We start from the raw sequence: 17,651 nt of genomic DNA, 5'->3' as shown, positions 1-17,651 counted from the left end.
CGCGCGTCCTTGTCGATTGTGTACATGTGCTTGCCGTCGACTGGCGACTTGCGGGCCGCGGGTCTGCGATGGAGCCATGGCGCGTGCGGCTCGGCGTGGCGAGTCGGGTGTCGTACTCCAGTGGCGAATCGGAGTTGTCGTCCTCGACGACGACCTTCGGTCTTTCGGTGCGAAAGAGTCGATCTCGGGAAGACCACCACCTGACGACACGGTGCGGCTGCCGACACGGCGCCGGCAGGGTTCTTCCACTCGGCCCATCAGAGGGGCAGCGTCAAGCCATCGACTTGCATTCAATGTAGCCCGAATCTGGGACTGCTGCACAGATAAGTGACACCTGATCTGTCCAAAACGTAGAGGGACCGATCTCCGTCGCGATCGAGTTCGGCTGCCCTTGAATAGATCCCGCCCCATACGGCCCACTACCGCTAGGCCCCGGCGCGATACCGTCGGCGCAACGAAAGCATGACGGCTAAAATCCACAATGTTGGTGCACGGCATAGCTCGTGCACTCGACCGGGCCCACATCAAGTGGGCGCGAACTTCCGCCGCTGGTCCACCACAGGTGGCGCAAGTCATCGACTACAGGTCCGGCGTCGGCCAATGAGACCGACGCCGTACCTATGTCAGTACTCCGCGGACCACAAACCTGTCGTTGCGTGCCTGCGTAGCAAGCGAACTGCGATAGATCGCCTGAACGCTAGGTGGTGTGCGCGAAGATCCACTCTCGAGCGAGTTCGGCCCGTCATCCGGTAACGGGAAATACGTTTGACTGGCCAGATGCCGTTTCACATCGTGCAAGTGCTTACCCGTCGTCCCCCAGCGACATCGAAGGTCTCGGCCAGAAGCGAAGCGTCTTCCTGGGTCATGTGCGATCAAGCACCGTCCACGCGCGGGTTGTGCAATGGAGGCGCGTCAGCCGCCATCTCGACCACCAGAGAATCAAGCGGAACCTCCTTGTCGAACGGAAGCTTCACCCAATCCGAAACATCGGCCCAACCGCGACCCTTGAGCAAAGTCGCGCTCTCGTGGTCGACCAACTGCCACGTCCGGGCAAAGCAACACCCACGCGATTACGGTTGGGCACTTCAGTATCAGGACGATCCCAGTGTCCCTGGGAGCAGGCCGGGCGGGGTCGGGACCGGATTGATGGTGTGCAAGTTCTGCGAGAACGGGACCCGCATCACCTGATGGGTCTGCCGCCACGGATCGAGCTGAAAGCAGTCGAGGCGAAGCGGGCCGGTCACGGCCCCCGGGTAGGTGTAGCAGTAGATGTCGCTAGTGCCGAACGCACTGAGCAGGTTCGCGTTGTTGTCCCACGACCTGCTTGGCTCTCACGGCAGCTTGTACCACCTCGTATTTAGCTCGTACCCGGGCGGCGTTAAGACCCGAATCCACCGCGCGCGAAGTCAACTCGCCGAAACACTCGCACCGCTGCGCACATCACTGTCGTAACCCACGACTACACCACCCACTCGCGAGGGCAGCCGATGCCTTCGAGCCGGCCGGATCACGTCGCACTGGTCCCGGAAATTCAGGGCAGGTCTCGGGGAACCTTTCACCGGTCACGCCGCATCCAACATTCAGTGACCAGGCGAGAACAGCTCGCCGGCACCGCTGAAAGGACCTGCAGCCGATGAACGCTCCCCTAGACCCGCTGAACATCGACCTGAGCGAGCTTCTCGAGCAGCCGGGAACCACGGCTGTGTCGTCACAGTCGATCGACGCCGGCATCTCCACCCACAGCAGCCTCCATGCCGGCTCTGGCCTTGAGATCTCCCTCGATCCCACCGGCGGTATCAGCGCGGTGGTCGAGGGCGGTGTCGCTGCGGTCACCGGCTCCCACGCCTACGGGAGCTATGACGAGATCGAGACGACCACTGACACCGACACGGGGGCCACCGATGTATCGATGACATCCGTCGACGGCAGCGTTTACGCAGACGCGGGATTCGAGGCGGGCGGAGGGCTCGCCGTCACCCTCAGTCCTGGAGATGGCGGGTTCCCTGAACTCGACATCGCCGCAGAGTCCGGCCTCGACACGTACAGCGACTACGGCACCCACGGCAGCTACGACACCACCGAGCTCCACCAAGACGGCAGCCTCGATATCGGCTGACACCCGTCCCTGCAACCGGGCCACAGTGATGGCGCGGCGGTCCATCTCGGCACCGACCGCCACCGTCCTACGCCAATGCCGCCCACGGGGTCTGTTCCGCATCTATCCCGTTCGGCCGGTAACAGTAGTTGCGACATTAACCCTGGTTCGCAAACCAAATTCTCACCACTTCGCATACGCGAACCGAGGTGCCACTAGCGCGCCTTGCGCGCTCCTCGACGGCCGTTGAAGATCTCCCCGATAACGCCGGGCACCGTGGTGCGACCCCCGTTGCTGAGGAACGGACGCGCGCTGATCGCACCCTGTGAGGGGAAATCGTCGACCGGGTACTGGGGCGACGGAGTGTTTCGAATCTGGGCGATGGTCAGGAAGTCACCGTCCTCGAGGCCAGTGAAGGCGTTGACGATGTGCTGTCCGATGTCACGCCGCGCGGAAACCCCTGGAACTGCAGTGTTCCGGTTCCGGGGTGACGACCTAGTCGATTCGTCGGCCAGGTTCCTCTATGTCACGGTGAGGCCGGACGTGCGTGGTCGTGTGAATGATCCGCGACAGGACACCGACGTGGTCGTCGAGCACGACGACGGCGGTACCGGGGTGCTGCTCGGCGTTCACGGTCGCGTAGGCGACCCGGCGGGCTTCGGACAGGAACTCCAGGGCGCCCTGGGACCGCGAAACTGATGACCGGGTTCAAGGACACCCCCGACCGACGAGGCGACGGTGCGCTCGCCGGATCAAGTTGCGTCGATTATGTGGACAATCTCCGCTCGTCAACCCGTGCGCAGTACGGTTCGAGGGGGGACCAACCATATGCTGACACAGTCAGCACTTTTGCCCACTAGGCGTCATTAATCCTGTTGGATCTGGTCTCGAAGTCTGTGGGCTGACACCACCGCCCTCTTCAGCTCATCATGCGTAACGTTCGAATCCCGCCCACGGTGCACCACCTGATTTCGCGCTCTCAAGATCGATCGGAACTCTTGTGCATCCGTGGCGTCCCAAAGGCCGAGTTCCACGAGCTCCGGGATGAATTCACTAGCGGTTGCAGGTCGTCCTCGGGTTCCGATGGCGACACCTGCGGACACCTCAAGGTCGCGAAGTTCATTCAGCAGCTCAGCTTCCAGCGATGACATCGCCGTAGAAGGAACTTGCAGGTGCACCGAACCTGAGTGTGTCGCCTCTTGGGTGCCAAAGTAATAGCCGAGAGTCGCTGCCAGAAGCGCGATTAGCGCTGTCAGAACTGTCGACAGCACCCCCCCTGTTTGAGATACCGCCGACTGGGTCAACAGCAACGCGAGAATGGTGATAGCCGCAGCGATGCATGCAGCCACGAATGCCAGCCCGAGGCGCAGAAACCGGCGCCTTGCAGCTCGTAGTTCCTCAGCGGCAGAGTCGAGCATCCTCATTGCCTGCTCGACGTCGAGTTCTGAAAACTCAAGTGGGGCATATACGTGGTCGGGTTTCATCGCCTCGACCGACGCTTCCGCCGGCGTCACCTCCGCGCCAGATGCTCGGGTGGGCTGCTGTGCCGGGTCACTCATGATTCCCCCGAAAGATCCATAGGGTTGTGATGAGGAAGATAAGGACCGATGCGGTACATATGGCGACCTGCCAGTAGCTGTGCAGCAGTGTCAGCATCGCCCCAGACAGGACGCCTGCCGATGCCTGCAGGAACTTGATCGCCAATTCGATCTTGCTAGTGGATCGCCGAGTCTCGCTCCTTGGCCTCCTGACCACGCGGTACGCCTCGTGAACGATTGTGGCCGTCACCTCCGGATCGTCCTGCTCCCGAGCTCTTTCGCCTTCCTCGATGCGGGACGCTTCACGAGCAACTTCGTCGGCAAACGACTGGATGAGTTCAGACAAACGCACAGCAGCAGGGCCGGAGAGCCCAGGCAAACCCGTCACTTGTATCTGCAAGTCGCGGGGTGCCGGGACACTGACGGTGGGCGGCGAGGCCGTCTGAGTACCATCGCCCGCAGACTCAGGCATAGCGCCCACGACACGCAGCATTGCGCGGCCGCACGACGCTGCTGCTGCAACAATCGTTGGGGCGGATTCGGCTGGCAATAACCATGTCGGCCCTGGTCGGCGTATGGTAACTCCACTCGAATAGGACACGAGCCATGGACCGATTGTCCCATGACGATCAAGGTCCTGGGATGGTTACTGAAGCCCCGCTTGGGCGTTCCACTTCCTTGGGGTTTTGGGACGATGCTCATCCTCGCCATCGTGTAGCGCTCCGTAGTCCGCCCACGCCACAGATCCGTAGCGTGACGTCTACTCGGCAATCACTGCACCAGAGCGAGATCGACACCCGGTGCGGCGAGTGCGCTTCCGGCTCACGTTGAGTGGCGGACAGATCCGGCATGTCCCGGTCTGACCACCGCACTCGCTGGCAGTCCCCTCTGTGCGTCGGTGGCTTAGCTGCTGCCAACAGGTTGCACAGCGACCCGGTGCACGGCGGTGTAGTCGGCTGTGCGGGCTGCACTGCCACGGCCATGGGGTAATTAAGGCCACTGACCAGCAGAGTGGGGGTGCCACCGGTCGTCGGCATCGAAAGCACGGCCCCTGTGTTGGTGGCGTTGCCCGCGTCTGCAATGTAGAGAGTGCCTTTGGAGACGGCTAATCCGATGGGGAAGTGCAGGTCAGTGACCAGAGCGGCCGGTCCGACCCCTCGGCGAAATACCACGCCGTCTGCCCGTCGTACAGAAACTTCACCGTGCCGTCGAGGGTTTCGAGGCGGGCCTTGCGTCCGTCGCGGGTCAGCCGCGCACCGTCGGGATTCAGACACAGCAGCACCGGATCCTCCCCGTACGTGGCGTAATAGACGCGAACCGGTTCGTCATTCGGCCGGTACGGCCGCACGATCCCCTGCACCGAGGTCGTCGGGCCGTCAACCATCGTCACCAGAACCTCGATCCATGCGGTCATCGAACTCCCCTCAACGCAGGCAAAACTGGTTACTGCGGCACCGGATCATCATGTCCACACCCACCCGAACCGGCCCGGCTCAATCCGCGCGAGCCGCTCGACACCGCCGGACTCAGCGATCTCCATCCGAATCGACTCCATCAGTGTCGGCGGGCCCCGCCACAACGCCGGCCGGCCGTCGCGGTCGAACAGGGCGTAGCGGCGCGCACACGTCACACCCGGAAGCTCGGCGACGGCGAACGTGACAAAGATGCTCGTGTACTGGAACCAGCCGTCTATCTCGATATCGAGCAGTCCCTGCCCACGGTTCTGCTCGAGCAGACGTGCCCGCTCGCTCTCCGCCCACCGCTCCGGATTCCCGATCGCAGCCAGCGGGCGGATCGCCACCTCCGGGCCGGCAGCTCGTCCGGGCCCACCGGCGACATCTCGATGGACCCGGCACAGTCGACCCCGCCGGGTTCGCTCACAAACATCCCGGCCGTCGTGACGATCCACAACCGCCCGTCTGCATCGGTGACGGTGAGATCCTTCGGGAATACGTCGGCGACCGCCCACGATTCCGGCACAGTCAAATGCGAACCCACACGAAAGTAGGTGTACTCGTTTCGGTCGTCGGATGCCCGAACCCGATTGCCGCACCTGTAGGCGAGCGCCGACGATCGCTGCACCAACCACACACCCGCCCCGGTCTGGTACGGACGGAAGTCCGAGGTGAACGGCATCGGTGCCACCGGAACGAGCCGATCGTCAAGGACCTGCGAACCCGCCGACCTCGACACTGCAACCGGGGCACCAAGACCCACGACAGAGACACCGCCGACACCCCAGTACGCCCGCGGCCACGGATCCCCAAGCACGACACGGCCGTCGACTCCACTCGCGCGCACCATTGCCCGCGATCGATCACCGTCGCCCCCGGACCCTGGGTCCCGGTACGCATCGAGACGAGGAAGCCGTCCCGAGTCAGCTGAATGTCCTGCACCTCGCCCGGCACCGGCACAATCGTCGGCTCGGGCGCGTCGAGTGCCCAAAGCCGGATAAACGTGTTGCCGCCGCCGTCGCGCTCACCGCATGCGGACGCCAGAACACCGTGGGCCAGCGCAGACACCGACACTGGTTCTGGTTCATCTTCCGTGACGATCCGCCGGTTAAGGCGGCGTCACCGCTACCAGGGTATGGCTGGGCGCAGAACAGCCTGACGATCGAGCACAAGTTGCTTCGCTCAGCTGCTTGAAGGAGCCAAACATTATTCATGTGGATGACAGGCGAGGGACTCGTCTTTGGGGTGGCCGAGAGGCAAAGTGCGGTGGTGAGAGGATCGAACCCTCCGAGGAGAGGTAGTCGTCTGCATGTGGGTAACGGGGGATGTCGACATTCCAGAGGCGTTGGTCGACGCTCATCGCGCCGGTGACCTCGTCATCTTTGTCGGAGCCGGAGTGTCGGTGGACGCGCCGTCGTCGTTGCCGTTGTTTGGAGCCCTCGCCCGGCGGATAGCTGAGACAGCATCCTACGAGTACGACGATAAGACCGCTCCAGACGCATTCCTGTCGGACCTTGGCGCTCGCGGCGTCGAGGTGCATCGTCTGGCCCGAGAGTTCATCGGTGAGAGTGGTTCGCTGCCGAATGCGACGCACCGAGCGGTCGGGAACCTGGCGAAGGCGTCTCCACGGATCCGTTTGGTGACGACGAACTATGACGACCACCTTGGCTCCACGTTTGCGGAGCTGGGTGATCCTCAGCCCCGGAAATACATGGCACCTGCACTGCCACTGGGCCGGCAATTCGAAGGGCTGGTTCACCTGCATGGCTCCATCGAGCAGCCTTCCGAAGAACTCGTGCTGACGGACGTCGACTTCGGACAGGCGTACCTCACGGACACCTGGGCCTCGCGTTTCCTCGAGCCGATGTTCGCACAGTTCACGGTGTTGTTCGTCGGATACAGCCACGACGACACGGTGATGAAGTATCTAGCGAAGGGTTTGACGCGGTCCCGAGAGCGGTATGTCCTGATCGGGGAGGAAGGGGATGAAAAGTGGCGCCCGCTGAACATCATCCCGATCAAGTATCCGGTACGAGGAAAGAGTCATTCGGCACTTCCTGAGGCCCTCGAGGAATGGGCAAGAAGATCGAGAATGGGCGCGTTCGACCATCGTTCCCGGATTCGGGATATTGTCTCTGCTCCACCGCCGCAGACACCGGTGGAAAAAGACTATGTCACAGAGCTACTCGCCAAAGGATATGGGGCACGGTTCTTCGCACAATGTCACACCGGCGACGAATGGCTGGGATTCGTGGAAACCCATCCGGCCTTCGCGATGAACCTGCGAGAGGGCGAAATCAGCGAGCCAATGACTGTGCTGGGGCAATGGTTCGCCTCGTCGTACGTGGCGGTCCCAACAAGGCAAGCTCTAGCACTAGGCGTCATTGCGCGAGCGGGGATCGGACTGCACTCAGATTTTCTGGATAGGATCATCTCCGGCGTGACCGCGTTGGCGGCGGAACATCCCGAGCACTTCAACCGCTGGGTATCCGCTCTGGGCGAGCACATCTCGCGTGCGGTGAATGCACCCGATCATATCGAGACGCTTCTGTCGTCGTGCACGTACCCGGAACATCGGTCATCAGTCACCATTCTGCTCCGAATTGGTCTCACCCCACACGTACGCTTGCGACCTGCCCTCGGGCTGTTCACCACCGATACCGGTGACGGACCCTCGTTGCCAACCGCCGAGCTCACCTGGATGATCGCCCACCACACCCTCTATACAGTCTGGAACGGGGTTCTCTCCGCGCATCTTCCAGAGCTGGCCGAGACGGTCGTCGAACTCTTCGGTCAGGCGCTCATACATGCCTACGACGTTCTGTCAGGCTATCGAGGCACGCTGGACGGCTTCGACTCGCTCTCCTACGGTCGGTCGGCGATCGAAGACCATGAACAAGATTCCGTGAACGAGGTCAAAGACGTCCTCATCGACGGCCTCCGAGACGCATCCACAGTCCTCGTGGAATCTGGGCAAGCTACCGAGCTGCTCGACCGGTGGTGGAGTTCGGGTCTGGCGGTGTTTCGCCGGTTGGTCATACACGCCTACGGCGCATCACCCGACCTCTCCGGTGACGACAAGATCCGCCTGGTCCTCGACCGTGACCTGCTCTACAGTGCAGACACCAAACATGAGGTTTTCACGGTTTTGGCGCAATCATTGCCCCATTCCTCAAAGGCTTCTCGCGCACAACTGCTCGCCGCTGCCAACCGGCCTCCGGAGGACGAACACGAGTATTCCCAGTACAATCTCTTATTCTGGTTGACCACCCATGCCGACCCCTGGGTCGAGGCCCACCGGGCCTTTGACGACATTCAGCAGAGACATCCGAAGTGGAGACCACGGGAGTATCCGGACCTGGATTCGTACATCATCTCTAGCGTGGATCGAAGGCCGTTCCCCATCACCGTCGACCGATTCACTACCGAAGCCCGCACCAACCCTTCCGGCACCCTCGATCGACTGGCTTCAATAACCTACTCAGAGTTGTCCATCGACGGTCCGACCTGGCCGGACGCCACGATGCTCATATCTCAATCACTAGCTGAAGCTCCGGAACTCGCGTCCACACTCTGGGATGCCTCCGGCGCAACCCAGGCCAGCGAACGAGCAAGCGAGATCCGCACCGCGATCCTGCGCGGCCTGACCAGGGCCCAGATTGAAGAACCAGAGTGGGAACGCGTGCTGACTGCGATCGAGGCCATGGAGATCGAGGACACCAACGGCCGCCACATCGCGGACCTGCTGTTATCGGGGGTACAGGCGGACAACGGGGAAATCCCCGATCGGTTGTTGAACCAGGCAAAAACGGTCGCTGCCAAGATGTGGAGTGACCGTTCAGACGGGTTTACTTACTCCTCAAGCGGCAGCCACTTTACCCTGGCGATCAACTCCTGGCCCGGGAAAATCGCCGAATTCTGGATCCGGCTGGTCAGCAGAGCATGGAGCGAGGCCGGACCGACAAACTGGCAGGGGATACCGGGCGACGCTCGCGAAACGCTGGCTGAGATGACCGGTCACGATCTCGCGGCCCACGACATGACGCGAGCGATCGTTGCCTCGCAGCTGTACTTCCTCTTTAACGCGGACGAAGAGTTCGCCGTCAAGTACGTACTGCCCCTGTTCGACTCGAACGTCGATGCTGCGAATACCCCCCACGCGTGGGACGCCTACCTGGGCCAGCCCCGAATCAACGAACGCCTCCTTGAGCGAGGCTTCGCCGAGCACCTAACGCAGACCCGGATCGCATCGAACCTCTCGGATCGAGCGCAATACCTGCATCTCGTTGCAACAGTGTTCTCGCGCAGCGCTACCACCGACCCCTTCCGGCGGACGTTTCTCGACAACCTGGTCAGCGAAGGCGCCCATGTTATCGAGTTCTCTCGCCAAGTCACCCACGTTCTCCGCGACAGCACCGTGGATGAGACCGGGGAGGTCTGGGACCGTTGGCTGCAAGAACATGTCGAGCGGCGAATCACAGGCTTACCCAACGTGCCGAGCCTGGAAGAACTTAGTGTCATCGCCCAGTGGGCCCCGTATGCGGGACCACGATTCCCTGACATCGTGCACAAGCTGAGACAACGTCCGTTCGGTTTCAGCGCGCCCACGACACTGCCCAGAGACCTCGCGCGCTTGGGAATGGTCTCTGACTATCCGGATGCTGTCTTCGATCTCTTGACGCACCTCGTGCAGAACACCGAAGACGGGGTGCGTATCCCGCCGAATCAAATGCGTGCTGTCGTCAGCGAGATCGCACGCCATGCGTCCCACCTGGCGGTCGACAAACTGGCCGAACAGGCGGTCACGAAGGGCGTCCCGCACGCGGATTCTTGGATCGCGGACGACGACGCATCGCCGAATGAATGACAAACGAACGCACTCACTCGAAAGATCGCCGGTACCAACGACTACGTGCTCCCGCGCCTCTTGAAACGGCGACACGTACCGACCCCCGGCAAAGGCTGAGTCACCCAAGCCGACAGCACCCGACAGGTCGCGCGTGGCGAGTAGAGGCCAGTTCTTCGGACGCGCGAAGATCGGCCTCCGCCGACCTCCGTCTCGCCCGCCGTAATACCAATGGTCTTGCCCCCCCCGCATCCGAGGCCGACACCCCTCCGGGACGTACCATCCACCCTGGTCACAGCCGGATAGAGTGATCGGGCCAGCGCCATCGGTTCAAGGTTCGGAGGTCGAGAGTGTCGCGGATTCCGTGGACTCGGTACGAAGGTGACGACATCGAAGCCGTCGCAGCGATGTGTATCTGCCGCGAACGGCCCACGGCGCGCCGCATTCGGCCCTCACGCGGCGACGGCGGAATCGACGTGTATGTGCCCCTCGGGGACGACCGCGTGGAGGTGTACCAGGTCAAGAAGTTCGCGGAGAATCTGACATCCAGTCACCGCGGACAGATCCTCAAGTCCTACAAAGGGATCAAGGACTACGCCGCTAAGCGTGGATGGAGCATCCAGGCATGGCATCTGACCATGCCACTCGATCCAACCCCAGAGAACGACGAGTGGTTCGAGGAGCTGACCAGCAACGACCCGTTCGAAACCACGTGGAAGGGGCTGGCCGCATTCGACAACTGGGCCGCCGACTTCCGCCAGGTCATCGACTACTACCTGGATGGCGGCAGAAGCCAACTCGAGCAGGAAATGAGCAGGTTCGCGGCCACCGCCTCGATCCTCCTACCCGGCGTGAATGCCCCCGACGCCAAACGCGCCTTCAGTGCCCTGGAGCCGGCAACGGTCCGCGACCGGCTCGCGCTACTACGCGCCACACTGAACGACGCCGACCCCCACTACCAGTACGACATCACCGTGGGAAGCGGGCCTGCCGGCCCACCGATACTCGGCGACGGCTACCCAGCCCTCGTCGCGTCTGTGTCCAACCAGATCGATGACCAAGTGGTGACGGTCCACATCCTCGCCCGCTGCGCTGAATCCCAATACGAGCGCCCCATCACGCACAAGGGAACGATCGTCGTCGACAGAGACAGCGAAGAGGAGCGCGAATGGCAGAAGTTCCTCGACTACGGTCGCACGCCCTCCCGACCAATCAAGATCCGCGACTTCATCACCGATCTACCCGGCGGCCTCGGCGGAACCACCGCGGAAGGCATGATCCACATCCTCGAGATTGACGATCCCAAAGCCGAGTACGACCGCACGCTCAGCGTGCTTAGCCCAGACGGCGAGAGCCTCGGAGAGGTGCCGGTCCACTTCTCTGCCCCGAGCAGCAACCACGACGGCACCGGCCTGTCGACACACGGAACGGACCCCTCGGGAGTCCTCACGGTCGAGATCTTGTCCAAGCACGCTGAGCCCGGCTGGGACATCACGTTCAACTTCACCCTCGGTGACGTGACCGGCCACTTCGTCGCCGACATCGCACCGGCGCTAGCGTTCGTCCACAACTTCACCGCACCCAACACACTGCGCATCGCTGACCCCCGTGTCCCCCGCCTGACGCACGATCGACCAATCTCAACCACGAAGGTCCGCAACAACGAATCCCGCGCCGCCGAGATTCGGCACGACTACGTCCAGGCGCTGGCCACAATTCAGCAGTACGCCGACATCGCTATCAAAGTCCCCGACCTAAGCCACATCTCCCCGGATGACGCCTCCGAAGTCATCCGCACCGGACGTCTGCTCCGTGACACGCGGATCACCGTCAGATGGGACCAACTGACCGTCACCCTCCACAAGGGGCTCCAGGAACCGGAAGGGCCGCAAGCACTGCTCACCGATGTGGCGCTCCAGATCACCGTGGATGGAACCACCATCCCACTCGGCCTCATGCGAGCAGTCTTCGAAGCCGGAGAAGTCGCCGAACGGCGACTCGACAAGGATGGAGACCACGTAGTGGTGTTCCACCCTGCATTAGGAAAAACGACGGCTCAACTCATCTGGGCAGGCCCCGACTCGATCAGTGCGTGATGATCTCGACCCGAACCGCACTGAAGGGAAAGCGAAAGTGGAACCTATCCAGACTCGTGTGATTCGCACCCACCAGTATGCGTGATTACCGCCGGGTCAACTCATCCAATCCAGCTGAGGCCCAGCCACGGCGGCGATAGGTGAACACCTCTCCCACATCAAGTCAAACCCTCCCCCTCTCTCGTCTCGGCGGGCGGTCTCACTCGTGTTTCTCTGCCCATCCTCACCACACACCGGGATACCGCCGCTGTCAGGCGGTTTCATTGGGGCTACACGGCTCAGGTCGGCGGACAGTCCGGTCCTGTTCGACCGCAGAGTCAGCGTTTCGTGCGGCCCCGGATCGCCAATACCGCGAGCGCAAGTAGCACTGGCACCAGTAGTCGCAGCCCGATGTCAGTAACGGTACCGATCCCGGTCAGCTTCGGTGCGCCCGCCGGGGCCCGCAGCAATGCCACGCTGCTGCGGGCGGAGAACTCCAACGAATCCGGCCACGTGAACGCAGGCAGCGGCACCTTCGTGTATTCGACCTCGCCAGTCCCGACATTCACCTTGTCGACCTGGGACGTCGGCACCCGGACATACTCAACCTGACCAGCACCGGAATTCACCACGGCTACCCGCGCCGCTTCGCCCGCCGCGTACTCAACCTGACCAGTACCGAGGTCCACCTTGGCCACCTGAGATGTTGACCCCGGCGGGTTCTGCACCCCCACCGTCCAGAACACCACCGACCCAACCAGGATCAGAACAACGATCGCAGCGATCGCCCGCCATGCCCGCAACCCATACCCGGACACCGCCCAGTACGCGGTCAGCAATGCACGCTCGGCGCGCGGCTGCGCCCGATCCCCAGTCTTCGTCTCTCGGCGGGCGAGCCGGCGCATCTCCATCTCGCCGTAGTAGAAGTCCGCCGCACCCGGCTCGTTGCCGGAGTCCTCGCGTCCCTTGCGCAGCGCGCGGTAGATCCCAGCAATCGTCGCCGCATCCGGCAAATCGCGAGATTCGTCCTGACCTGACGCGGCTGGCGCGGGAACGGCGTCGGATCCCGTCCCCTCCATTTCTGGACCGCGCTCGGCGTCGGTCACATGATCCGGCGCGACCTTGGAGCGGTCCGGCACCACCGTTCCGCGGTCCCACGTTGCGTGTTTCTGCCGCCAGAGACCTTCTTCTGCGATCACAGTCCGCCGGGTGAATCGCGGCAGCCCCCAGAACGCAGCAACGGAAGGGGTGCTGAGGAGAGTGCAGGCGCTGTCGATACGCAGTTTGTCAAGGCCATGCGCGCCGTCGAAACGGCACTCCGTCAGATCGACCGCGGACAGCTCAAGGTCGGAGACAGTCGCCCGCCGAAGCTCTCGCACCGCTGTACGGAAGTTGGGTGCAAGGAGAGGTAGGAGGTCCTCCACGAGAGCAGTCCACGCATCATGCGGAACCTCGTCTCCGTCGAAGCGCATTTCGTGGGGGCTAAGAAGCCATCCTTTCCAGTCCTCGGTTCCTGGATCAGCGAGGGTTGTTCGCCCCCCGAATGTTGCTGCGGTTGCGTCGATTCTGCCGCGTAGCTGGAAGCTTCCTCTAGATCGCGAGTCAATGCTGTTCAGACTCACGTTCGGGCACAGCAACCGAATGGTCACAGGTTCCAGAAACAGAGCCTCGTCGAACCTGACTATTCGAGCGGCCCAGACACCGTCAACCGGACCATTGAAAGTGGCTCTCTGAAAAGATGCTTCTCCTATGACAGCCTCCGAGAGAAGGAGGTTCCCGAATGTCGCCCAGTCGAACCGTGCCTCCCCGAGGAATGTCGACTCGCCGAACCATGCCTTCCCGAACGCCGACTCAAAGAACGAGGTCTCCCCGGCGAACGTCGCCCTGTCGAACCATGCCTCCCCGGTGAACGTCGACTCAGAGAACGATGCCACGCCGGTGAAGGTCGCCTGAGCGAACCATGCCTCCCCGGTGAACGTCGACTCAGAGAACCGCGCCGCCCCGGCGAACATTGCCTCCCCGAACCGGGCCTCCCCGGCGAACGTCGCCTGGGCGAACCATGCATCCCCAGAGAACCTTGCCTCAGAGAAGTCTGCCTTTCCAGAGAACCTCGCCCCAGAGAACCATGCCTCCCCGGCACACATCGCCTCAGCGAACCATGCCTCCCCGGCGAACATCGACTCAGCGAACCAGGCATCCCCGCTGAACGTTGCCTCAGCGAACGCGGTGTGCCCGGTGAATTTCGAACCAAAGAACGAGGCATCCCCGGTGAACGCCGAACCAAGGAACGAGGCATCCCCGGTGAACCTCGCCCCGTTCGCAGTCACCTCCTGATACCGGCTGTACTCGGACCGGAAGCCGATGACATCGACCCCTTCGCTGAGGTTGAGCTCTCCGCGAATGATGGCGCCACGGAGTTCGACCTTCTTAAGGCGAACTTCGGCGTATCGGTTGGTGACCAGTCGGGCTAGGAAGTCGGCGCGGATTTCGCGGTCCGGGTCGTGCCACGCGGCGATCTCAGCATGAGTCGGTCTGGCGTCTGCAGCGATGAGGTTGCAGGGTTTGCCGGCGATCGCTGCGTCAAGGAGGAGCTGTTCGGCGGGAATGAGCTCTCGAAGGTCGATGAGGCTGATGGTGGTCATCGTTCGGCGATCCTCGTGGCTCGGTGGTGGACGCTGCGATGGTCCCCGCGGTGGTGGTGTGGGTGGCGTGAAGATACCGAAGGGTTCGTGGTTTCTTGCATTGGTGCAGGTGTCGCGCGATTTCCCGAGCGCCGTGACGGGCGAGTTCAGGTGGACGCAGAGCCCGAGGATCAGGTCCCGGTGCTCTGCGTCAGCCCGATAGCCGTAGTGGGCTGGAGACTGCCGCGGGATCCCGCGAAGATCGACTCCATGCCCGTCGACATGCCCTGCAGGTACATCGTCGTCGCCGCGGTGTGCCGAGCATCGTGCAAACGGATGTGCCGGACGCCCGCCACGTTCACACTTCTGCCGAGGCTTCGCCGCCTCCAACGCTGCTGCGAGCGGCAGAGGGCTTCACGCGGATGGTCGCTGGCCTCCGCCCGCACACCCTGGCCGGGGATCGGCAGGTCGTTCCCGGAGTCATATCCAGGAAACGGTTGATGGACGGCTGAAACTCAAGGAACCGGGTTTGGCTCTGGGGCCGAGAATCCATCCGGCCACCGGGTTTCGGTGGTGTGGAAGGCGCCTGCAAGGTTCGCGTTGGTCAGGTTCGCGCTGGCCAGGTCCGCGTTGGTCAGGTTCGCGCTGGCCAGGTCCGCGTTGGTCAGGTTCGCGCCGGCCAGGTCCGCGAAGGTCAGGTTCGCGCCGGCCAGGTTCGCGCCGGTCAGGTTCGCGCCGGTCAGGTTCACGCCAGTCAGGTCCGCCTCGACCAGGTTCGCGCCCGCCAGGTTCGCGCATGTCGGGTCCGCGAAGGTCAGGTCCACTGTGTACGGGATCGCGCGGGACAGATCCACCTCGAACAACCCGCCGCCGGGGGTCAGGTGCGCGGCGTGCAGATTCGTGTAGGCCAGGTTCGTGCCGGACAGGTTCGCGCCAAACAGTCGCGCGCCGATCAGGTGCGCGCCACGCAGGTCCGCGTTCGTCAGGTTCGCGTACGTCAGGTTCGCGAGGGTCAAGTCCGTGCGGGTCAGGTTCGCGTTCGCCAGGTTCGCGCCGGACAGATCCGCGCGGTGCAGGTCCGCTGAGCTGAGAGAGAAGGAGACCCCCTGCCAGCTCTTTTCAGGGCTCGTCGCCTGCCCCGAGCGGCTTCGAATGACGCTGATGACCGCAGCGCGGACTTCCAGTTCTTGGGGGTCAGGTCTTGGGGGTTGCGGCGGATTTGGTGTGAGTCGTCGGACCTTGCGGCCGGCGAGCGTCCGGCCGGAAGCCGGCCCTGGCGCAGGTGTTTCCGACGTCCATGACGGCCTTCTGGGAGTCCGTAGATAGGCGCACAGGAGGTCGATGCACACCTGACGCTCGGCATCGTTGCCGGCGGCGTGCCAGTCGTCGGCAAGGGAGGAGAGTGCGTAGACCCCCGCCTGCCGGATCGCAGGTGCGTCGTGTCCAAGCTGTTCGGCGCAGGTTGTGTAGCGACTTCGCAGTTCCCCGGTCTCCTGGAGGACATGTGTCGCCTCCGTGGAACGCTGTTTGCGGTAGGCAAGGAAGGCTGCGCCACCGAGGCCGATGATTCCGATCAATGTCACGGTGGTGCGAGCGGCATCGAACCACTGGGTTCCGTTGAGGTAGAAGCCATCTACCCACACCGCTTTGCCAGCCTGCAAGCGAGCGAACAGCAGTAGTACCGCGAGCCCGACGCCGGTCGTGACTGCTGTTCCCATCCAGATCCAGACGTACAGCGGCACTCGTGCCCGCTTCTTCGATGTCCTGTTCACATGAGCATCTTCCTCAGGTCGCCGGCGGAAACGTGAGCACCCCTTCACCCGACCGTTGCGATCCACACGACACCGACGACCGCCGCTGCGGCACCAATGCGCAGAACAGTCCTTGCCTTCACCACGTGCATGACCCACCTAGAGGCAAGGGCGCCCGCGACCAGGAGCCCGACACCGATGACGTACCACAAGATCGCATCCCAGTTCGTGGGGCTGATGGAATCAGAAAACTGCCCACGGCCTCAACGGGGTGCCACAGCGACCGCTCGATTGCAGGTATTTGACGGCAGGCAGACCTGACCGTCGTCGACATCCCTCTTGAGTTCGAGGCCGGAGAGTTGGTCGGTCGAGTGTCATTCCGATCGGACGGCAAGGTCGCCAGGCTGTTCTTCCTCAACCCAGAGTATGCACGCCAGCACTAGCGAGAACCACCTGCCAGCAGCCAACCCGCCGATCCCAGCCGATCGCCATCCACCCACCTCGCTTCGTTAGAGCACGCAGGCGCAGCACCGATGAGGCAGGGCGACTGGTCCGTGGGCCACGCGCCAACCATCACTGGAACTGATCCAGATTTGTGTGATTTGAAGCCTTCCCGAAGTGTGATTACCGACCGGTCAACCTATCCAATCCACATGCGGCCCACCACGCTCCGCCATTGGTCAACACCTCTCCATAGGGTGTTCACCCATCAGCACCGAACAGGTTCACCTATCAACCTGCCAGCGACAGAATCCGGGCATTTCCGGCCGAATTTTCGGGTCTACGCCGACGACCCGCCGTCTGCAGAACTTGGGTGGGCCACCCTGGGGCCTTCGGTCCCAGTGCGGAGCGCGGTAGCTAGAGGCCGTTCCCGTCGGCCATCGCCCGACGTGACGCCCCTCGACGAGAACCTCGCCTCCGCGAAGTGGTGTGCCGCGGATCGGGTTCCCCGAGTACCTGCCCCAGGGGTCGGGCAGGTCGCGTTCGAGGTGCAGGGGCCGAGGATCTCGAAGTCATCGAACGCCGCGCGAAAAATCAGGACGAGCTGTCAAGACGATGTGCGCCGCCAGATCCAAACGCTACACTTGCGATGGATCTCGGTGAAGGATGCCAGTGCAGGTTCATCGTTTGCGTGCAGGCGCTGTGCCACCCGATCACCGACAACAGCGTGATCCCCGATTATCACCCACCATGCTGGCAATACCAGCCAGTTCGGAGAACGTTGCGGTGCGGGATCGACATCTGCATCGGGGGCACGCCCAATGGCGGAG

The 17,651-nt window shown here is 62.8% G+C and carries 10 protein-coding genes; 4 read left to right on the top strand and 6 right to left on the bottom strand.

Features of this window, described 5'->3' with window-relative positions:
* The first annotated feature begins 1,633 nt into the window (after window positions 1-1,633).
* Together ACFXGJ_RS07490 and ACFXGJ_RS07485 are read left to right on the top strand one after the other, a co-directional pair.
* Window positions 1,634-2,116: a hypothetical protein gene (locus tag ACFXGJ_RS07490; RefSeq protein WP_378617718.1), complete on the top strand. Its 483-nt coding sequence runs from the start codon at window positions 1,634-1,636 to the stop codon at window positions 2,114-2,116.
* 534 nt (window positions 2,117-2,650) lie between these two features.
* Entirely contained in the window at window positions 2,651-2,794 is a 144-nt protein-coding gene (locus tag ACFXGJ_RS07485; RefSeq protein WP_378617717.1) for a hypothetical protein, read from the top strand.
* A gap of 167 nt (window positions 2,795-2,961) precedes the next feature.
* Here ACFXGJ_RS07485 and ACFXGJ_RS07480 read toward each other — a convergent pair whose 3' ends face one another.
* The 4 genes from ACFXGJ_RS07480 to ACFXGJ_RS07465 all read right to left on the bottom strand — a co-directional run bounded on the left by ACFXGJ_RS07480 (window position 2,962) and on the right by ACFXGJ_RS07465 (window position 5,434).
* Window positions 2,962-3,654, bottom strand: a complete 693-nt coding sequence (locus ACFXGJ_RS07480; RefSeq protein ID WP_378617716.1) for a hypothetical protein — start codon at window positions 3,652-3,654, stop codon at window positions 2,962-2,964.
* Window positions 3,647-4,105 carry a hypothetical protein gene (locus ACFXGJ_RS07475; RefSeq protein WP_378617715.1) on the bottom strand — a complete coding sequence of 153 codons (459 nt, stop codon included), beginning with the start codon at window positions 4,103-4,105 and terminating at the stop codon, window positions 3,647-3,649. The genes ACFXGJ_RS07480 and ACFXGJ_RS07475 overlap by 8 nt, the downstream gene beginning before the upstream one ends.
* 633 nt (window positions 4,106-4,738) lie before the next feature.
* Window positions 4,739-5,047 carry a hypothetical protein gene (locus ACFXGJ_RS07470; protein ID WP_378617714.1) on the bottom strand — a complete coding sequence of 103 codons (309 nt, stop codon included), beginning with the start codon at window positions 5,045-5,047 and terminating at the stop codon, window positions 4,739-4,741.
* Window positions 5,048-5,095: 48 nt separating this feature from the next.
* Window positions 5,096-5,434 carry a hypothetical protein gene (locus tag ACFXGJ_RS07465; RefSeq protein ID WP_378617713.1) on the bottom strand — a complete coding sequence of 113 codons (339 nt, stop codon included), beginning with the start codon at window positions 5,432-5,434 and terminating at the stop codon, window positions 5,096-5,098.
* Window positions 5,435-6,396: 962 nt separating this feature from the next.
* Here ACFXGJ_RS07465 and ACFXGJ_RS07460 point away from each other — a divergent pair.
* Window positions 6,397-9,954, top strand: a complete 3,558-nt coding sequence (locus ACFXGJ_RS07460; protein WP_378617712.1) for an SIR2 family protein — start codon at window positions 6,397-6,399, stop codon at window positions 9,952-9,954.
* Window positions 9,955-10,283: 329 nt separating this feature from the next.
* Complete coding sequence (locus ACFXGJ_RS07455; protein ID WP_378617711.1) at window positions 10,284-12,029, top strand: hypothetical protein; 1,746 nt, start codon at window positions 10,284-10,286, stop codon at window positions 12,027-12,029.
* Window positions 12,030-12,346: 317 nt separating this feature from the next.
* Here ACFXGJ_RS07455 and ACFXGJ_RS07450 read toward each other — a convergent pair whose 3' ends face one another.
* Both ACFXGJ_RS07450 and ACFXGJ_RS07445 read right to left on the bottom strand, forming a co-directional pair.
* The gene (locus ACFXGJ_RS07450) at window positions 12,347-14,650 is read right to left on the bottom strand and encodes a pentapeptide repeat-containing protein (protein WP_378617710.1); all 2,304 of its coding nucleotides are present in this window, start codon (window positions 14,648-14,650) and stop codon (window positions 12,347-12,349) included.
* Window positions 14,651-15,144: 494 nt separating this feature from the next.
* Window positions 15,145-16,371, bottom strand: a complete 1,227-nt coding sequence (locus ACFXGJ_RS07445) for a pentapeptide repeat-containing protein (RefSeq protein ID WP_378617709.1) — start codon at window positions 16,369-16,371, stop codon at window positions 15,145-15,147.
* Window positions 16,372-17,651: the final 1,280 nt, after the last annotated feature.

It is taken from the genome of Rhodococcus sp. NPDC059234 (assembly GCF_042754225.1).
Classification (GTDB): Bacteria; Actinomycetota; Actinomycetes; order Mycobacteriales; family Mycobacteriaceae; genus Rhodococcus_G.
Note: the sequence above shows the minus strand (reverse complement) of the source record. Positions and strands in the feature narration are given on the sequence as shown.

Excerpts from the sequence above, each read along its gene's own strand:
- ACFXGJ_RS07490 (WP_378617718.1), top strand. The coding sequence starts at position 1,634 with ATGAACGCTCCCCTAGACCCGCTGAACATCGACCTGAGCGAGCTTCTC.
- ACFXGJ_RS07480 (WP_378617716.1), bottom strand. The coding sequence starts at position 3,654 with ATGAGTGACCCGGCACAGCAGCCCACCCGAGCATCTGGCGCGGAGGTG.
- ACFXGJ_RS07475 (WP_378617715.1), bottom strand. The coding sequence starts at position 4,105 with ATGCCTGAGTCTGCGGGCGATGGTACTCAGACGGCCTCGCCGCCCACC.
- ACFXGJ_RS07470 (WP_378617714.1), bottom strand. The coding sequence starts at position 5,047 with ATGACCGCATGGATCGAGGTTCTGGTGACGATGGTTGACGGCCCGACG.
- ACFXGJ_RS07460 (WP_378617712.1), top strand. The coding sequence starts at position 6,397 with ATGTGGGTAACGGGGGATGTCGACATTCCAGAGGCGTTGGTCGACGCT.
- ACFXGJ_RS07450 (WP_378617710.1), bottom strand. The coding sequence starts at position 14,650 with ATGACCACCATCAGCCTCATCGACCTTCGAGAGCTCATTCCCGCCGAA.